At 43.5% G+C, this 18,762-nt stretch carries 13 protein-coding genes, 1 tRNA gene and 1 pseudogene; 10 read left to right on the forward strand and 5 right to left on the reverse strand.

All coding sequences use genetic code 11. The annotated features are described in order from the left end of the window. The first annotated feature begins 185 nt into the window (after positions 1 to 185). Together ACHZCY_RS01225 and ACHZCY_RS01230 are read left to right on the forward strand one after the other, a co-directional pair. Positions 186 to 259, forward strand: a tRNA-Gln gene (locus tag ACHZCY_RS01225). Between the two features lie 272 nt (positions 260 to 531). Then, positions 532 to 1,995, forward strand: a complete 1,464-nt coding sequence (locus ACHZCY_RS01230) for an O-antigen ligase family protein (RefSeq protein WP_319547557.1) — start codon at positions 532 to 534, stop codon at positions 1,993 to 1,995. A gap of 75 nt (positions 1,996 to 2,070) precedes the next feature. Here the strand turns inward: ACHZCY_RS01230 and ACHZCY_RS01235 are convergent, their stop codons facing one another. The 5 genes and pseudogenes from ACHZCY_RS01235 to ACHZCY_RS01255 all read right to left on the reverse strand — a co-directional run. Beyond that, the gene (locus ACHZCY_RS01235; protein WP_319547558.1) at positions 2,071 to 2,934 is read right to left on the reverse strand and encodes a hypothetical protein; all 864 of its coding nucleotides are present in this window, start codon (positions 2,932 to 2,934) and stop codon (positions 2,071 to 2,073) included. Next, positions 2,931 to 3,743, reverse strand: coding sequence for an ABC transporter permease subunit (locus tag ACHZCY_RS01240; protein WP_319547559.1), 813 nt, complete (start codon positions 3,741 to 3,743; stop codon positions 2,931 to 2,933). Before ACHZCY_RS01240 ends, ACHZCY_RS01235 begins: the two co-directional genes overlap by 4 nt. After that, positions 3,736 to 4,500 (reverse strand): ABC transporter ATP-binding protein, encoded by a 765-nt coding sequence (locus tag ACHZCY_RS01245; RefSeq protein ID WP_319547560.1) that lies wholly within the window; start codon positions 4,498 to 4,500, stop codon positions 3,736 to 3,738. Before ACHZCY_RS01245 ends, ACHZCY_RS01240 begins: the two co-directional genes overlap by 8 nt. Positions 4,501 to 4,583: 83 nt before the next feature. After that, entirely contained in the window at positions 4,584 to 4,982 is a 399-nt protein-coding gene (locus ACHZCY_RS01250) for a hypothetical protein (protein WP_319547561.1), read from the reverse strand. 155 nt (positions 4,983 to 5,137) lie between these two features. Beyond that, positions 5,138 to 5,264, reverse strand: a pseudogene (locus tag ACHZCY_RS01255) (prepilin-type N-terminal cleavage/methylation domain-containing protein); the annotation flags it as partial. Positions 5,265 to 5,636: 372 nt separating this feature from the next. Between ACHZCY_RS01255 and ACHZCY_RS01260 the strand changes: the two are divergent. The 8 genes from ACHZCY_RS01260 to sat all read left to right on the forward strand — a co-directional run bounded on the left by ACHZCY_RS01260 (position 5,637) and on the right by sat (position 18,482). Continuing rightward, positions 5,637 to 7,148: a sensor histidine kinase gene (locus tag ACHZCY_RS01260; RefSeq protein WP_319547563.1), complete on the forward strand. Its 1,512-nt coding sequence runs from the start codon at positions 5,637 to 5,639 to the stop codon at positions 7,146 to 7,148. 29 nt (positions 7,149 to 7,177) lie between these two features. Next, a complete protein-coding gene (locus tag ACHZCY_RS01265; protein WP_319547564.1) occupies positions 7,178 to 8,575 on the forward strand; it encodes a sigma-54-dependent transcriptional regulator in 1,398 nt (465 codons plus the stop codon). Positions 8,576 to 8,738: 163 nt separating this feature from the next. Continuing rightward, a complete protein-coding gene (locus ACHZCY_RS01270) occupies positions 8,739 to 9,350 on the forward strand; it encodes a GspH/FimT family pseudopilin (RefSeq protein WP_319547565.1) in 612 nt (203 codons plus the stop codon). Continuing rightward, positions 9,350 to 10,156, forward strand: a complete 807-nt coding sequence (locus tag ACHZCY_RS01275) for a PilW family protein (protein ID WP_319547566.1) — start codon at positions 9,350 to 9,352, stop codon at positions 10,154 to 10,156. Before ACHZCY_RS01270 ends, ACHZCY_RS01275 begins: the two co-directional genes overlap by 1 nt. A gap of 1 nt (position 10,157) precedes the next feature. Beyond that, positions 10,158 to 10,664 carry a prepilin-type N-terminal cleavage/methylation domain-containing protein gene (locus ACHZCY_RS01280; RefSeq protein ID WP_319547567.1) on the forward strand — a complete coding sequence of 169 codons (507 nt, stop codon included), beginning with the start codon at positions 10,158 to 10,160 and terminating at the stop codon, positions 10,662 to 10,664. A gap of 29 nt (positions 10,665 to 10,693) precedes the next feature. Then, complete coding sequence (locus ACHZCY_RS01285; protein ID WP_319547568.1) at positions 10,694 to 11,344, forward strand: pilus assembly PilX family protein; 651 nt, start codon at positions 10,694 to 10,696, stop codon at positions 11,342 to 11,344. Positions 11,345 to 11,357: 13 nt separating this feature from the next. Continuing rightward, positions 11,358 to 16,940 carry a hypothetical protein gene (locus tag ACHZCY_RS01290; RefSeq protein ID WP_319547569.1) on the forward strand — a complete coding sequence of 1,861 codons (5,583 nt, stop codon included), beginning with the start codon at positions 11,358 to 11,360 and terminating at the stop codon, positions 16,938 to 16,940. Between the two features lie 264 nt (positions 16,941 to 17,204). Next, on the forward strand, positions 17,205 to 18,482 hold the full coding sequence (gene sat, locus ACHZCY_RS01295) for a sulfate adenylyltransferase (RefSeq protein ID WP_319547570.1): 1,278 nt from the start codon (positions 17,205 to 17,207) through the stop codon (positions 18,480 to 18,482). Positions 18,483 to 18,762: the final 280 nt, after the last annotated feature.

Here is an 18,762-nt window from a genome sequence, read left to right on the forward strand (position 1 = left end):
TGACACATTTGAATTACTCTAGGCGCTTTCAAGTAAAACTGATTTAAATCAGTTTACTCTGGGGTCGACACAAACCAAGTTGTCGGCTATGCTAGATTAATTGTCAGTTAACCTGATTTTGAGCACTTATTTTTCTTGACAAGTAAGTCGAATTCATCTAATTTCACGCCACCTTTTTTTGCCACTGGGAGATGGTCTAATGGCAAGACAGCGGACTCTGACTCCGCTTATCGGGGTTCGAATCCCTGTCTCCCAGCCAGCTACAAGATGATTTACTAACGGTTTGTGTATTTTACTTTGGTAAAATGCATCCTTTTTCTGCCCAACTTAGATAAATCATGCGATTTCCCAATATGTATTCATTCATGATGCCTTGTGCAATTTTTGATTGATGTGTTAGCCTTCCTGTGGACATAGCTGCCAGCCTTCCCCCTATTGTTTCGATGGTTTTGTATCAAGTTTTGCGGAAATGATTAGGCTAAATACTAGGAAAAAATCACATAGGTGATAGTAATCGCGAGGTGAAAGTCGATGGTGGCGAAACGAATCCAATCAGTATTGTTAGGTTTCTTGGTACTACTTGTTGCCGTTCAAGCCTCAGGCCTGTTAGTATTTGTACCAGTTGAAGCCTTGAGTATTTATAATCTCAAGCGGCTACTTTTTATTCTGTTTATAAGTATTACCGCTACCCTTTTTGTTACCTTCCGCTTTTTATACTCTTTTAATTTCAAAATTAATGCCGCTTCTGTAGGGCTGTTTTTGCTACTCTGTTGTGCTTTTTTTTCTTCTGCTATATCTGTCAACCCGGCAAAGTCTCTGGCCTTTTTATCCTACTGTTTAATTGCTCTTTTGGCCTTTCAAGGGTTGGTAAAAGGTAATACAACTTTTGATGCGCAGTACCCATTAGCCGTTGTCGGCCTTGCTGTTGCCTTTTACGCATTTTCATTTGTGGAATATATGGTTGCTCTTATAGTTTTTGAACAACCTTTTTTTCTCGATACAACGATGTACCAAGGCTTTGTGAATCAACGTTTTTTAAATCAGGTGCAGTCCTGGCTTTTGCCCGTTGTCTGTTTGTTGCCCCTATTTGTCCAGGTTCCTGTGCCTTTGTCTCGTTCCGTTAAGGGGTTCGTTAAGGGCTTGTTCTGGTTGCTTATAGGGGTATATGTTTGCATATTGTTCTTTACCGGAGGCCGCGGGATGCTAGCTGCCTGGACCTTTACACTGGTAATGTTCTCTTTATGGTTTGGTCGCAATTATTTCCCCGTTGTCAAGTGTGCAGTAGGGGTTCTGTTGACAGGAACACTGGTTTATTTTTTCTTTAATGACTTTCTACCATGGTTGTTGTCCACGGAGGCGCCGCGTATTCTCTTAGCACGTATTACCAGTTCAGGAAGACTTGACATATGGTCTTTCGCATTCGATCTGTGGCTTGATAGTCCTGTGTTTGGTTCTGGCCCGTTGGCATATGCCCATTATTCAGCTCGATTTAGTCATCCTCATAATTTTCTTCTCTGGCTACTCACCGAGTGTGGTTTGCTTTTCACTTTATTACTTTTCGGTTTCATTTGTTGGGGAATGTGGCGGTATCAACAAGCAATCAGTGGGGCAGTCAGTCGGTTGTCTTTTGAACGATTAATTCAAAGTTATGGTTTATTAACTGCAGTGACAGTGGCGTTTGTTCATAGTATGCTGAGTGGTATCTATCTTATGCCATCCAGCCATGCTGCAGGATTTCTCATGCTTACCTTGGCATACCTTGATTATAGGTCGTTGCAAGAAAAGGAAGAAAGATACCCCATAGATATGGAAACTACTCGTCATTGTATGCAATGGCAGCGAGGGGGGGGGATAATGTGTCTGCTTTTGCTGTTGTCTCTTGGGGCTATGCTACACTATCTTGCTGATACCCATTATGGATTCAAACAAACAGGGGAAATTGTATCAAATAAGGGTCGGGATAGTCCTGGATTTTGGAAAGATGGATCTTTGTAGTTAAGTTTTAGAGGTTTTTTTTGGGGCTCTTTTGGCATCGACTAAGTGAGAATTAGCATTTGTATATAAGATAAGCTATTTTTTATCTGTTTTGATGTGTACCAATTTAGAGGTTGAGTAAACGCGTCCATTTTCCATTATATAAAAAGTCCCTCCGTAGGGATCGGTGGGGATTCGTGGTATGATTTTTTCTTCCACTAGTGTCTTTAGCGTTTCTGGACGAGATCCTTTTTCTTTTTTATAATGCCTTACTTTTTCTTCCAAAAAGGCGATTTTTTTCAACGCGTCAATGCGTATCTCTAATATTTTTTGAGTTGTCGGGTTTGGGTTTTTACGCAATAAATCTTCAAGAAACAGGGCTCCGGTGATCGTATTGCCAGCATAGAGGTCCATCCGTGCGGCAAGTTTTGCGTAATAGGTTGGAGCTTTCGGCTTTAAAGAGGCTTTTTTTAAGTACTGCCCTGCTGTCTGCATGTCCTTTTCAAAATAATATTTCATAAACCATAGAAAGAAATAGGGTCTATGGTCCTCCGTTCTGACGGCTGCAGCCTTTTCGAGCAAGGTGTTGGTTTCTTTTATCATGCCTGCTTCCCAGGGAAAGGTCATGGCGGCAAGCACGTAAGGATCCCAAAATCTTGGGTCAAGGTTTGTTACCTGGTTAAGGGCAATGTAGGTGGCTTTCCATTCTTCTTTGGTTGGTTTTTTTTTGAATGCAACCTTTTCCCCAAGAAAGACCATGGTTTTAAGAAATAGATAGTCAGACAATGGGCCTGAAAATTCAAGGCTGACAGCTTTGGCCACGTAACCAGGCAGGTAAATGAGGCGACTGATGGCGTTTGTCGGATTTCGTTGGTGTTCTTTGTACAGAAATTGGTTGCATAAAGTAGCTGTGAAAATGGCGAGGGTAAAAAGAAGAAAAAAGGAAAGGTTGCGTTTCATGGGAGATCCCTTCGTTGGAAGAGAAAGGTGGTCAGTGATATAATGGCTGCGATGTATGCTGTACCATAGAGAACGGCGATACCAATGAGGCCTATAGGGATTGGCAATCCGTATGCGGCTTGATAGGAAAAGTCAAAGGCGGCGAGATTGGGGAAGATGTAAAGACTCCCTTTTGCAATTGTTTCCATCAAGGCTGTAAACTCTATCCCTTCAGGGTTGAGGGTAATGAACCGAACCACATCTTCAACAGTTTGTCCGATGAAATAGGTGAGCAGGGTGAGTAGGGTCACCAAAAATGTACTGGTTGTCACTGCCGACCAGAGTAAGACTACGCTGTTGAGAACAAGGATGCCGAGGGATTTGATTATTATGGTAATCAGGATGGAAGAAATCGATAAATCGACAAAAAAAGCGGATGGATATATCGAATAGGCTGTAGCCACTGCAAGAAGGGTTGCTATTGTCAGCATGCCCATGATTGTAGCTGTCAGCATGCCTAAACCAAGAAACTTACCAATGATATAAGAAGGTTTTGAAACCTGTTTGGCCAGTATAGTGTAAATCGTTTTTTGATCGATATCACCAGCGAGGACATTAACTGCCAGGAAAAAGGGTACGAGCAATCCGCCGATGGTCGTGGCTGCCAAACAAATGTCGAGAATAATTTTTAAGATATCTCGCATGAAAAGGCCGCTGATGAGGACAGAAAAGGCCATTAATAGGCAGCTGATGGTTAAAATGCCGTAAATGAGTTTGTGATGTAAGCTTTCTTTGTAACAGAGCAGCGCTATCTGTAGGGCATTATTCATTGGTGATTCCTTGCACTGTTTTCAGGAAAAAGGATTCCAGAGGGGTTGTGTCAGGCGTGTGTGGGGTGATATTATCCTGCAAGAATTGAGGGGTGGTAATGGTGGCCAATTCACCCTGGTGCATAATACCGATACGGGTGCAGATTCGCTCTACATCAGAAAGAACATGGGAGCAGAACAGGATGGTATTGCCCTTTGCGTGATAGTCACGAATAATATTCACTACAAGGTGCCTGCCCAAGGGGTCCAGGCCGGACATGGGTTCGTCGAGGATAAGAATATTCGGTTCAAGCAGCAGGGCGTATGCTAGGGCTGCTCGTTGGGTCATGCCTTTTGAATATTGTCGGATGGGTATTTTGGGCACATGGTCCAAGTTGACGATGGTAAGAACTTCTTCTATTTTCTGAGCGGCTTGTTTTCTGTTAATTTGTGCTAGTTTGGCGGCAAAGTAGAGGTGATCAGTAATGGAGAGATGCTTGTACAGACATGGTGTTTCCGGAAGATAACCGATATGAGCATGGCTATGAGGATCGTTTGCTGCAACCTCGTCAATACTGACCGTACCACTGTCTGGCCGGATAAAGCCCATGATGGCTTTAATGGTCGTTGATTTTCCGGCACCATTGGGTCCGATAATGCCAAACACCTCTCCCCGTTGGACCGTAAGGTTAAGGTCTTTCAGTGCAGGTTTATTCTTTTTTTGTAAGAAGCCATGTCGATAGGTTTTACTAAGATGTATGCAGGAAATAATATTCATAGAATTGCAGAAACTAAAAAAGCTCCTCCCGGAAGACCGGGAAGAGCAGTAAGATACTGAAAAAGGGTTATCAAATCAACGGCTCAGGTGTCAGAAGGGCTTACCCATGCAGCATCACTGAAAAAAGCAGCGTCAGTTTCCGCAACCGTAACTTTCCCTGCGACAGCAGTTGAGTCAGCCAGGGCTTCGATAGGAATGGTGTATAAGCCACTTGCCTCTGAGGTCATACCGTAGCCTTCACCGCCGGATGAGTTGACGGCACTCTCGTGCCAAGTCATCATGGCATATTGCGAAGCTGAGGTTGTGCAGAGAATGTTTACGTTTGGAGAAGGTTGAAAATTAAAGGTCTCATCAGTATTTAAGTCGGCGGCCGCAACACTTATTGCTTGACCTGGTGCACCGGTATCCAAGTTAGCCGCCTGAGCTTGCCCTATCATTGATACAGTTAATACTCCTGCCAACAGTAAATATCTTTTTTTCATTTTGTGTCTCCTTATATGTAAGAATAGATAGTTGTTTTTTTCAGGCATGGATCAGTTTGGAAAAGCCTGTTCGTCGGCAGCGTACGCATGGAGTTCTGTAGACATGTTACGTGCGTCAGCTACGGCAGCCTTGTTCATCGCACGGACACGATAGCGGGTGAACTGTGGGATGGCGATAGCAGCCAAGATACCGATAATAGCGACAACGATCATAAGCTCGATCAGAGTGAAACCTTTTTCTCCGTTTCTTCTTTTCAGTTGCCTGTTGAATGCTTGAATCATACGATCCTCCTTTGGTTAATATTATGTTAGCTTGTGAATCTGATTTTCAATTTCTCTCCACTAAGCATGTTGCGTGCCAAAGTTTTTTTTATGTTGTTTGTTGTTCAATTATGCCGCTCTGACCTCACGTTGAGGAACATCTATTCTCTTTTGCAAGTTGCCTTCATGCGGTTTGTAGTAGAAGTTTGTGACCGAAATAGGCACTGTCGTAGTTGGGAGTGACAAAAAAGGTCACTTGGTTGGGAGTGTTTCCTCGGGAAAATAATGGGCAATAGCGTTTCATTCTTGATTCATCCTATTTTTTAACGTAGTACTAACTATATAAATAATTATTGATTCGAATCCTATGTGTTAATTTTTTTAATAGCTCCTGTGAAAAATCTAAAAATTTCTTTTGGGTTCATAAGTTTTTTTCTTGCTCTTGTTTCCATGTTGCTCGCCAATGGTCTTGTTCTTCTTTTCTGGTACAAGGATGCGATTGTCAGGGAAACAGGCAGTGTTGAAAAACAGCTTGAATCGGTTGCTGCTCTGTATCAAGCAAATACTTTTGTTGGACTGGACAGTGTTAAAAGAGCGCTTGTACATATAGGTGAAAATGCTCACGCAGAATGTATTTATATAAAACAAGAGCAACCAATATGGATTCGGGAAAATCCTATGTGTAAAAAATCTCTTGAGGGTATTACTACTGAAGCCGCATCCCGAAAAGGATTAGTTGGTCGCATAACACCAGTGCAGGCTCCTTTTTGGAGCAGCGATAAATGGTTTAGTGTTGCTACTAGTATTACAGCTCAGGGAGCGGAGCCAATTTTCGTTGCCCTTGCAACGCCATTACGCCCCGTCACTCAAGAGTTATTTGCCAAAGAAAAAATTATTGTTGTATACCTCCTCGTTAATGCTTTGGTTCTTGCTGTTCTTCTTTTTTTCAGGTTATCAAAAACTATTTTGCGTCCATTGGATAAATTGGTCGGACTTGCTGACGCATACAAAGGAGATGGGCAATATGAACTCCTCAATACCGGCAATAGTAATGAATTTGTTCAGCTTTCCCGGTCAATGCAAGCCATGCTGGAAAGGATTGAAACCGATCGACAAGCTTTGCGGAGTACGATTGAGCAGCTTGAAGTGGCCAATCAGGAATTGAGAACTGGCAGACGTGAAATGGTTCAGGCTGAGAAGATGGCTGTCACAGGCAGGCTGGCAGCCGGGCTGGCCCATGAAATAGGCAATCCTTTAGGCATAATAGGCGGGTATTTAGAGTTAATCAAAAAAAGTGATGTTCCGTCGGCGGAAAAAATAGAATTTATTGACAGGGCGGAAGGGGAGTTAACCCGGTTGCATGGTCTTGTTAAGCAGCTTGTTGATTGTGGCCGTCCTGCTCTTGGAGGCAAGGAATTTTTTCATGCTCAGCCGATTGTTGAAGGTGTTGTCGAGACGCTTCGATATGGAAAAGGGAATAAAGATATTGAGCTTGTCGTCGAATGGAATGCGGTTGACGACGAAATTGAAGCTCGGATTGATGGCTTGAAACAGGTGTTGCTTAATTGCCTGCTCAATGCTGTTGATGCTGTGAAAGAACGGCACGGCAAAAATGGAGGGCGCGTAACTATACTATCGAAAAATAGAAAGAGTGATAAGGCTGATTTATTAGTGCTGCAGATTATCGACAATGGGTCAGGGATACCAACTGAACAGCTTGATTGTATTTTTGACCCATTTTTCACTACTAAATCCCCTGGGAGTGGTACCGGGCTGGGGTTAACTGTGTCACGTTCAATAATGGAATCTTTTGGTGGGGAACTTGCATGTACCAGTAGTGATTCCAAGGGGACAATAATGGAGTTGTCTCTTCCGCTTGCTATTCATGGTGATGAACTCGTTTAGTTGTTTCTGGGTTAAAGCGTTAAAACGATATGGACAACATTCTCAAACCACTGCTTGTTATTGATGATGAAGAAAACATGCGTCATATGCTCGCATATCTGCTGAAACGGCATGGCTATACCGTTTTTGAAGCGAGCAATGGAAGGCAGGGGCTGCAGCTGTTAGAACAACAGACATTTGATTTTGCACTCTGTGATGTTCGTATGCCTGAGATGGACGGGCTTACGTTTTTACAGGCTGCAAAAAAACAAGTTCCCGATATTACCGTCATTATGATGTCGGCTTACGGTACTATCGAGGATGCTGTCCAGGCAATGAAACTGGGCGCTTACGATTATATTGCAAAACCATTTAAAGAAGATGAAATTTTGCTTGTTTTGCACAAAGCGACAGAGCGGACCCATCTCATAGAAGAAAATAAGCGATTAAGAGCAAAAGTTGAGTGCTCCGTTAGTTCTGGATTTGAAGGGATGATTGGGAAGTCTCCTTTGATGCGAGTCGTTTTCGATATTTCTGAAAAGGTGGCGCCGTATAACACTACCGTCCTCATTACTGGTGAGTCGGGTACTGGCAAAGAGCTTGTTGCCCGGGGCATCCATAATCGCAGTCTTCGAAAAGACGGTCCTTTTGTAGCTATTAATTGTGGGTCAATCCCTGAGAATTTATTGGAAAGTGAGTTGTTTGGTTTTGTGAAGGGTGCTTTCACCGGTGCGAACAGGGATAAGCCCGGCCTTTTTGAAGAAGCATCCACAGGGACCCTCTTTCTTGATGAGGTAGGCGAACTGCCCCTTGCGATGCAGGTCAAATTGTTACGGGTCCTTCAGGAGCATGAAATTAGACGGATTGGCGCAGCAAAGAGCACGCCAATCGATGTAAGGGTATTGGCAGCCACAGCTCGTGACCTGGAGAGTATGGTGCAGGAGAAAACCTTTCGAGAAGATCTTTTCTACAGGTTGAATATTGTCAATATCGTTGTGCCGCCACTACGTGATAGACGTGATGATCTTGCATTGCTGTGTGAACATTTTATTAAAAAGATGAATATCCGTTTCGGGAAAAAAGTTGTTGATATCTCATCAAAAGCCATGGAACTTATTGTCAAGCATGAATGGCCTGGCAATGTGAGGGAGCTGGAAAATGTAATTGAACGTGCCGTTGTTTTAACCGAGAGTGAAACTGTCTTGCCGGAGATTTTTCCCGAGAGTTTTGGTGCGACATCCATGAACCGGCGGATTAATGATTTTTTTGGGACTTATTCGTTAAAGAAAGCCAAAATTATTATGGAGGAGAAGATGATATCAAGGGCAATGGAGGCCGCAAGCGGCAATAAAAGTATGGCCGCGAGGATGCTTGAGATTAGCTATCCTGCTCTATTGAGTAAGCTCAAGCAATATTATCCTTCTCTAAATGGGAAGGGTGTAAAATAAATTAATAGTTTTGTTGTCATTGTTAAAAATGTTAACAGGAGGTGCACTCCTCAATTGATGTTTGTGTCCAAATTTCACAATATTAGCATTCTTTTTTTTTGGTATAGGATGTGCATTGAAAGTTGAGCGCAAGTTAATATTTCTTCCCGTATCAGGAAACCTAATGAAAAGACGAGCTAGTAAAACTTCACAACATAAAGACGTAGTGTTACCCCCCATAGTTGTTTCATCTATTGGTGGATTTACATTTATTGAGGTCGTTGTCGTTATGGTCGTCATATCTATTATGGCAGCAATTACTATACCTACTTACCTGAAATGGTTGCCAAATATGCGGTTGAAAACAGCGGCGCAGGACCTCAGGGCAAATATGCAGAAGACTCGATTTGAAGCAATTCAGCAAAATCAATCTTTTGCAATAGTCTTTGATGCTGCTAATAACAGTTATTTTATCTGTTCAGACAGTGGCGCTGATGGCGACTGGGCAACACTTGGCGATAACAGTAAGGTGGAAAGTGTTGAGCTCGAAAGTTATAAAAGCGGGATCCAATTTGGTTCTGGTGCAGCAACAACCAATGCCACTGATGGAGGTGGTGCATGCCCGGCAGATGGTATTAGCTATGGCGCGCCATTGGTTTTTAATTCCAGAGGAACCGGCAATGCTGCAGGGTATGTTTATCTTGAGCACGAAGATAATACAACCTCTTATGCTCTTGGTACATTGGTTAGCGGTGTTATTCGGGTAAAAAAATGGGCGGGGACGGGGTGGAAGTAATGGATTATAGTGCGATGAAGTTGAAGCAGGAAGCAGGCTTTACTCTTATTGAATTACTTGTAGCCCTCCTTCTTTCCGCTTTTATTATGGCTGGGCTTTACGCTGCGTATAGGTCACAACAGGATAGTTATCTCGCACAGGAGCAGGTTGCTGAAATGCAACAGAATTTGCGAGCAGCTTTAGAGCTGATGATGGCTGATATACGAATGGCAGGGTATGATCCAACTAAGAAAGCGGGAGCGTCAATATTAACTGCTACTGCCAGCGATTTTGAGCTAACAAGGAATATTGGTAACGGAGTTGATGATGACGGCGATGGTGAGATAGATGAAGCAGACGAGAATACGTTGGATGATTTAATTGGTACTCCTGCTACAAACGAACAAGTCCGATACGCTATATCATACGATGATTTATCCAATGGGAGTGGAGCTGATGGGCAATGGGCAGGCGGAACTCCTGGAGATGCTGATGGAGATGGCACGTTAGACTCTAGTAACCATTTGTTTACCCTTGCACGTGAATCTGGCGGTGCCGGCGGCCTTCAACCTATAGCAGAAAATATCGAAGGCATAGAATTTTATTACACGCTGAATGATGATACGCAAACTTTAACCCCTCTTGATCCCGGTGCTGTAAGAACGATTGAAGTGGCCCTTTTGGCAAGAGCTGATCAGGCCGATCGAAAATTCACACATCGCCAATCATACACCACACCGTCAGGTGTTGTATGGGGACCCTTCAATGATAATTATCGTCGGCGTTATGTTACCATGACTATCCAAGCACGAAATATGGGGCTCTGAGATGGATTATAAAAATAGACGAGATGAAGGGTTTACCTTAATTGAAGCGGTAATTGCCATGTTCATTTTAACTGTTGGTATACTTACCCTGCAGACAATGCAGGTTACTGCCATCAAAGGCAATGCGCATGCAAATCGGATTACCGCTGGTTCTGCATGGGCAACAGATAGGATGGAGCAATTGTATGCCGCACCGTATAGTGATGGATCTTTAACATGCGTTAATGATCCAATGTGTGATCGTACAGGAGACGGTACTGATCAGGATCCTGACCGTGATGGGGTGGATAGTGTTGGAGCCGATACTAATTTTGGTTTAGATAATGATACGGCAGCGACCGCTGACCACATGGCTGTATCTCCAGACGGTGTATATACCATTTACTGGAATATTGCAGAGGACGTGCCCATGCCTAATGATAAAACCATCCGAGTTATAGTGGTTTCTGATCAACAGGGGAAAAGCCGCCGTGTTGTTTACGATTATATTAAAACAGATATCATTTAACGGTAACCGATATGCGAAGTGGAATGAAAATGGATTTTCATAATGATGATGGGTTTGTATTGGTCGCTGCCCTGTTGATGCTGGTGGTCTTAACCCTGATAGGCATAGCTGCTACCTCAACCACGAATATTGAGTTGAAAATAGCTGGTAACGATAAAACGGCAGGTGAGTCTTTTCATAAAGCTGATGGTGGCCTTGAAGCAAGCATTGAAGTGCTCGAACAGAATATTCGTTGCCCTACTGGATTTTCCCTGGCACCAGCAGGCTTTGATAACGCTGATGCAACCACCTTCTTTTCTATTAGTGGTGTTAATGTATTTGATAACAATTTTGCCCTTGATGAGACAATTGATGATGTCGCTGGTGCAACCGGTGCAACTACTTTAGGGGACGTTCCTTCAGATGCTATTCGTTCGTTGCGTCTTCCTCTTGATCCTGCCGTTCCAAGTGATGCTGATACACACACCAATATGGCCATCTGGGGTGAAACCCAATATATAGCGGGGAGTGCTATCCAGATGGCAGCCGGCTACGAAGGAAAGGGGAAGGGTGCTGCAAGCGGTGGGGGGGCAATTTTATATGAGGTGCACTCACAGCATGTCGGCAAAAATAACAGTGAGTCTATTGTTGCTCTCCAATGGCGTCATATTATAAGCAGCCTTGTGGGCTGTAAATATTAATTAGGTGGTAACTATGAGATACTTGAGATGCATTTTTTCTCTGCACATTATGCTGATTACCGTTGCTGTTTTCATGGTTCAGTCAGCTGGTGCTGCAAAGGTTGAGGATTACATTTCCAATCCACCTTTCAGTACGGCATCCGTGCCACCTAACGTTGTGGTTATGCTCGATAACTCAGGAAGTATGAAGTCGAGTATGTATGGCAATTCATTTAATCCGGATAATGAATATTATGGTATGTTTAACTCCAACCGTAACTATGCATATGTAACTGATGTTGTTGGAAATCCAGCTGTAGCTGTAGATGATAGCCAATATGGTGGTGAAGATGGAGACATCTATGATGTAAAGATTGATACGACCAAAGCCGGTGCTTTTGTTGTCGACGATGTTTGCGTTATTGAACCTGCCGGGAATTGTTGGAGCGGAAATTTTTTGAATTGGTTAACCACACGGCGCATAGACTCAGCTCGTATGGTTTTGGTAGGTGGCAAGGTTGAGAATAGAGACGGTATCGATACCAGCTCGGATGGTATTGCTGATACTTGGAAAATTGTCGGTAATAATGAACCGGAAGACAGGGACCTTTCGAAAAGTAATGCCAACAGTGCGACCCTTTCCCCTTTTCCTAATGCCTCTTTCACCCTGTCAAGTCCTGCAAAAAATGGAAGTGTTGTTCCCACAGGAGACACTGATCCAGGATATGACCCATACGGTAAATTATTGGTTGTTCCTGGTGTCGCTATATTAGAAGCCTTGCAAAGCGATGGGGTTGATGGTTCCGGTGATCCTGTCTTTGCGGTGGAAGAAGATGGTGATGGTAATCCTGTACTAGATGACGATGGCAACCCTACCTACCTGACAGACGTTGTTGGAGAAATCGGACAAACACCTGAATTTGATGATGAATGGACAACTGTTACTTTTGCGACGCCCTTTACCGCTCCGCCGATTGTGGTGGCTGGCCCGTTGTCTTATGAAGGTGCTGATCCGTCTGTTTTGCGAATCCAGAACATTACCACTACTGACTTTCAAATCCGCGTTGACGAATATGAATTGAAAGATCAGGCAACACATAATCAGGCCCATACAGAGGAAACGGCTTACTACATAGCTATCGAAAGAGGCACGCACCAGATTGCCGATGGTCCATTGATTTATGCCGATGATCTTGAGGCCGGTGGCTTTACTGATGAAAACTATAGCCTGGATGCAACTGTAGGTACATTTGCATCTAATCCAATTGTACTTGCTACACCTGTGACGGAAAGAGTAACAAGGACATTGACGGTACGCTTAAGAGATATAGACGATACAGGTTTTGAAATTGGCTTGCAACCGCAAGAAGCAACTGTGGGAACAGCTGTAGCAGCAGAGAAAGTGGCTTACCTGGCCGTTGAACAGGGTGAATTCGTTGATTGGGAATATGGACAAATCGGGGTTGGGGTGGACCCCATTGAAGATGAAAAGAATAGAGGAGATTTTACCCATGATTTGAGTGGTGGTTTTCTACTCGCTTCTCTGCAAACCTATAAAGGTAGTGACCCCGTCGGACTGCGTATGACCGATAACACTATCCTGGTTGAAGAAGATACATCATTGGATGATGATGGGAATCATGTGGAAGAAGACATTGGGTATTTTCATCTGACCATTGATGCTGAGCTTGAATATAACGTGGCGGTTCTTGTTACCGAAGAACCAAGCGGGCTTATGCATGATGTGTATGAAGACGTTCGTTTAGGTGTCAGTTTCTACAATTATCAGTATCGTTCAAATAACATCTATAATAGTGAAACCAATGATGGCGGTACGTTACGCCTGAAAATGCCTCTTAATCCTTTTGTCAAAAAAGCGTGGATCGCCGATGACGGCAACTCACCGAACAATGCTACAGAGCGTACCGAGGCTGAAGCACGATTTAGAACTGTTGATACCTACGTAAAAGGCAAGCCCACTGATGCTACCGAAGGGGAAGCAGGTTTACTTAATATTGTTGATGCTATCGAGCACTATCCACTGGTGTGGGGAACAACCCCAATAGCAGAAAATCTTGTTGAAGTGGCAAATTATTTTATGCAAAATGCTGATTCTGAGTATGGCGATCAAGTCGATTACGCACCTTATGAAGTCGATGATGCTTGGGATCCTTTTGTTATTAACCATGATGCTGTTGATCCGGATGACAGGGAAAAAATTGACTGTCTTGATTCATATGTTCTTGTTTTTACTGACGGGTATCCCTATAAGGATGGATGTGTCCCCACTGAGTATATTGATTTTGACGAGGATGAGAATGCGGATGATGGCAGAATTTGCGACCAGTTAAACTCCGGCGACGAAGGATATGCTGATTATTTTGGCAATGAACGAGATGCCGAAGATAATTTAGATGACGTTGGAAAATACGTTTACGAAACAGATTTAAGAGATGATATCGATAATGTTCAAAACTTGATCATTTATACCGTTGGCTTTGCAGATGGTAATATTCGACCAATTTTACAAGATACTGCAGATAATGCCGGCGGTCAGGCCTACGCCGCCCAAGATGGAAAAACACTCTCAAGTGTGCTTGCCAATATTTTCATTAAAATCCAAAATCAGGCTTCATCGGGTACTGCCGCTGGTGTCGTCTCCCAGTCTCGATCCGGTGTAGGAGCTATTTATCAGGCACTTTTTTATCAGAAAAAAGATGCCGCCGAATGGATTGGTGAGCTGCAAACCTTGCTCATCGATGATTATGGAAACCTGAGGGAAGACACTGATCTTGATCATAAATTAACTCTTGAAACTGACAAAATAGTCGTCTTTCAAGACGATGGTACTGTTGATCTCTATCTTGATCCGCTAGGAATCGGAGAAGTTTATTATGATTGTGAGGAAAAAGACGCCATTCCAGCGCCAATTAGTTGCGGATTTAATGCAGATTTAGATTGTAATGGTTACCGGGATGCCGATGAAGAGCTTTGTGCTGGCGATATTGATTGTCTCGATGATCTTGTGGAGTGCCGTGATTTTACAGCCTGCACTGAATGTGGAGTTGCTATAGACGATGTTGACTTTCTCTGGAAGGGTTCTAACTGGATAAATGCCGTAGTGGATCCGCAACTTCAGCGTTCGTCGACAGATTTTACTGAGTATGGAGCTGATGGTGGCGATCCCAATGACAGGCGTTACCTGTTCACCTTTGTAGATACTGATAAGGATATGGTGGCAGATGCCGATGAGCAGATTCCTTTTACATGTGAGGGGTGCACAGAAGATGGAGCAACTGTAGCTTCATTAACTAATTCTTCATTGGTGTTTCCTTATCTGACCCTTTATTCATCTTTAGATGGCAGTGGTGAGAGCGGTGACCCTTGGTCATTTCCCGATAGTATAAGCGGCATGATGGCTGAAGAAAAGAGTGCGATTACAGATGGTGATGCAAATCGCCCATTCACAGAGTATTTGCAAAAGCAATCCATGCGTCTTGTCGAATTTGTACGAGGAGAAGACCAGGACAAAGATGGTGATGATGCCGACCTTGAGGACGACCTGACTACCATAGACGGGGAAGATGGTGAGTATGTGATTCCCGCTTTCAGAAAGCGTACGGTAGACGACACTGAGTGGCGCCTAGGGGATGCAGTATATTCGACTCCTACAATGCTTGCTGGTCCTACAGAAGGATATCACCTCTTATACAGAGACCTAACGTATGCAGTTTTTGCAGCAAGACACCAGTATCGTCGAGGTGTTGTGTATATGGGGACGAATGACGGTATTTTCCACGCCTTCAATGCAGGTTTTTTCAGGGAAGAGTATATAGAAGTAGACGATACCGATCCCGATGATGTTCAATATGAGTATATTTATAATAAATTTTGGGAAAATTGTGAACTTGATGACACTGATACCTTAATCTGTGATGATAATAGTAAATATATAGATCTGGGAGCTGAATTATGGGGGTATATCCCTTATAACCTTTTGCCTCATCTTTTTTGGTTAACTGAGGCTGATTATGATGCAACGCATGTCTATTATGCTGATCTAAAGCCGAGGGTGTTTGATGCCAAAATTTTTGAGGAAGAGGATGCCTGTACCAATCCTGCTAAAGGGCGTGCCCATGAGGAGTGTATTCACCCATATGGCTGGGGAACTGTTTTAGTTGGAGGTATGCGACTGGGTGGTGGCGAAATACGGGTGGATATGGACAAGGCTGATGATAGCACATATACAACATATGACGCTGACACCGACAGGACGATGTCTTCAGCCTATTTTGTTTTAGATATCACGAATCCAGAGGCTCCACCCGAGGTATTAGCTGAGTTCAATTTTCCTGGACTGGGTTTTACTACGTGTTACCCAACAGCTGTGCCTGTAAGAGACCACGAGAGTGAAGATACAGCTAGAGATGAGGCAGAAGATGATGGGGATGAGTTTGATGAGACTACTACAACCTGGAACAAGTGGTATTTAGTGTTTGGCAATGGTCCGGATGATTTAGATTCTGCGACCAGTACAGACACTGGGAAACTGTATGTGGTTGATTTAAACAGACTTGGAAAAAATACTACAGATCGGACGTTGTTCACCTTAAGAACAGATGGTACCCTCCAGGAATACGATCCAACAGACTCCACAGAGAACGCTTATGCACAGCAATTTGCGAACCAGTCTTTTGTCACTGATCCTGTAGCGGTTGACTATGATCTTGATTTTAAAGCAGACGTTGTTTATTTCGGAACAGTGACGGGATCTGAAGATGATGGTTGGTCCGGAAAAATGCGCCGGTTGGTAGTTGAAAACAGTGTAGACATGTTTACACCATCCTATTGGGATTTGGATAGTGTCTTCCTCGACCTTACCACTGTTTTTGATACTGATGGAAATGATGTCCTTGACGTTGGGCAACCAATCACCGCTGCAGCATCTGTTGCACTTGATAAGGATATGAATAGGTGGGTGTTCTTCGGTACAGGTCGTTATTTTGTTGAAAGTGATGAGGCAAACCTGGACCAGCAAAGTTATTATGGGGTAAAAGAGCCACAAGATGACGATGGTGAATTCACTTGGTCAACCGTTAATCGTGATGATTTGTTTAACGCGACCGATGTTTGGGTCTTTACCGACGATACTATAACAGACGATAATTCCACCCTTGATAATTGGGAGGACCTGTTAGGTGAGGTGGATGATAGCGCTGGCTGGTATCTTGATTTTTCTCGGGATGGTGAGCGCAACATCGGCCAAGCTGCTTTGTTAGGTGAGGTGCTTACTTTTACTACCTATGTTCCACCCGATGTAATAAATAATCCATGCCTCGTTGATGGTGAAAGTTTTCTGTATGCATTATACTATGAGACTGGCACCTCGTATACTAATCACATTTTTAATGATGGTGGTGATGGGGGAGATCCTGCAAAAATAACAAAAAGTATCAGTGTAGGTAAAGGGCTCGCTATTTCACCTAACCTGCACGTTGGGCGCAGCGATGGCTCCAAGGCTGTTTTGCAAACAAGTACCGGTGCTATCAAGATAGAGCAGCAGGACACCCCTGGCGCTACCAAATCTGGTAAATCAAGTTGGTTGGAAAGGAGGTAGCCCACTTTCTCTTCATTTCAAATTACTAGCTCAAATATAGCGCTTTCTTTACTTTAAACAGTAGGGGAGGCGCTTTATCATTTTCTTTGATTAAATCCATAATTTTTTCTCTTGACTTCTCCTTCACTCCCATTTAAATAGTATCATTTACTGAATAGCGGTTCAGTTTATCGTTCTGCTGCTACATTCACATTTGATGATGTCAGAACGGATATTTATTATAGGCTTTAATCCCTATTGATAACTAAACAGAGAGGAAACATTATGAGTAAGTTAGTTGCGCCTCACGGCGGTAAAGGTCTTGTTTGTGCTTTACTTGAAGGTGCCGAGCTTGAAGCTGAATTGGCAAAAGCAAAAGGTCTCAAGCAGGTAGAAGTTACAGATCGCGCTAAAGGCGATTTGATCATGATGGGTATCGGTGGATTTTCCCCTCTTGAAGGATTTATGGCAAAAGCTGACTGGAAAGGCGTTTGTGAAAATTTCCAGATGGCAGATGGTACATTCTGGCCTGTACCTATTACCCTCGATGTATCTGCTGCTGATGCCGGTGAAATTAATGAAGGTGACGAAATTGCTCTGGTAAATGATGGCGAAGTATATGCCACCATGAAAGTTACCGAAAAATACGAAATGACCGAAGCCGACAAGAAGTGGGAATGCGAAAAAGTATTCATGGGCGAAGGTGAAGAGTCTGTAGACGGCAAATTCTGGGAAATCGCTCCTGAAGATCATCCTGGCGTAATCATGGTTATGAACCAGAAAGAGTTCAACCTTGCCGGACCTGTAAAAGTACTTTCTGAAGGCGAGTACAAAAAAGAATACCCTGGCGTATACCTGAAGCCTGCAGAAACCCGTGCTATGTTTGATGAGCGTGGATGGGCAAACGTTGCAGCACTGCAGCTTCGTAACCCAATGCATCGTTCTCATGAGTTTCTTGCCAAGATTGCTGTAGAAGTATGTGACGGCGTTTTGATTCACTCTCTGATCGGTAACCTTAAGCCTGGCGATATTCCTGCGGAAACTCGCGTTAAAGCTATTGAAATTCTCATTGAAAACTACTTTGTTAAAGAGAACGTTATCAATGCCGGTTACCCACTTGATATGCGCTATGCTGGTCCTCGTGAAGGTCTGCTCCATGCTACCTTCCGTCAGAACTACGGTGTAAATAACATGCTGATCGGTCGTGACCACGCTGGCGTTGGTGACTTCTATGGTCTGTTTGAAGCTCAGGAAATCTTTGATCGCATTCCTGAAACTGGTGATGCTGCTAAAGATCTCCAGTGTAAGCCAATGAAGATTGACTGGACATTCTATTGTCACAAATGTGATGGTATGGCTAGTCTGCGTACATGTCCGCATACCAAAGATGACCGTGTTATCCTTTCCGGTACCAAGCTGCGTAAAGCACTTTCTGAAGGTGCTGAGATTGTTGATCACTTTGGTCGTGATGAAGTTCTTGATCACCTCAAAGCTTACTACGCAGGACTTACCGAAAAAGTTGAAGTTAAGATGCAGGGTGCCGCTTCTGGTGAATCCATGTAATTAACGCTTCTTCTTTTAGCGTTTGTTGTTTGAGGGGGTACCGGGTTACGGTATCCCCTCTTTTTTTTCTTTTCATTGTTTCAATATACGGGTAAACGATTCCTATCATAAAAAATGTGATAGGTCACCGAGGCCCTCGGTTTTTCATACTGTTCGTCCCCTACGACAGAGTCGATAAGCGCAGCGCATCCACGCGGCATCAGATGCCTGGAATTGGTGGATGCGCTACGCTTATCCACCCTACACAGAAGTAGCACCGCCAGAAGATTCGTATCATAAA

Origin of the sequence: Desulfogranum marinum (genome assembly GCF_963675105.2) — a bacterium.
Taxonomy (GTDB): domain Bacteria; phylum Desulfobacterota; class Desulfobulbia; order Desulfobulbales; family Desulfobulbaceae; genus Desulfogranum; species Desulfogranum marinum.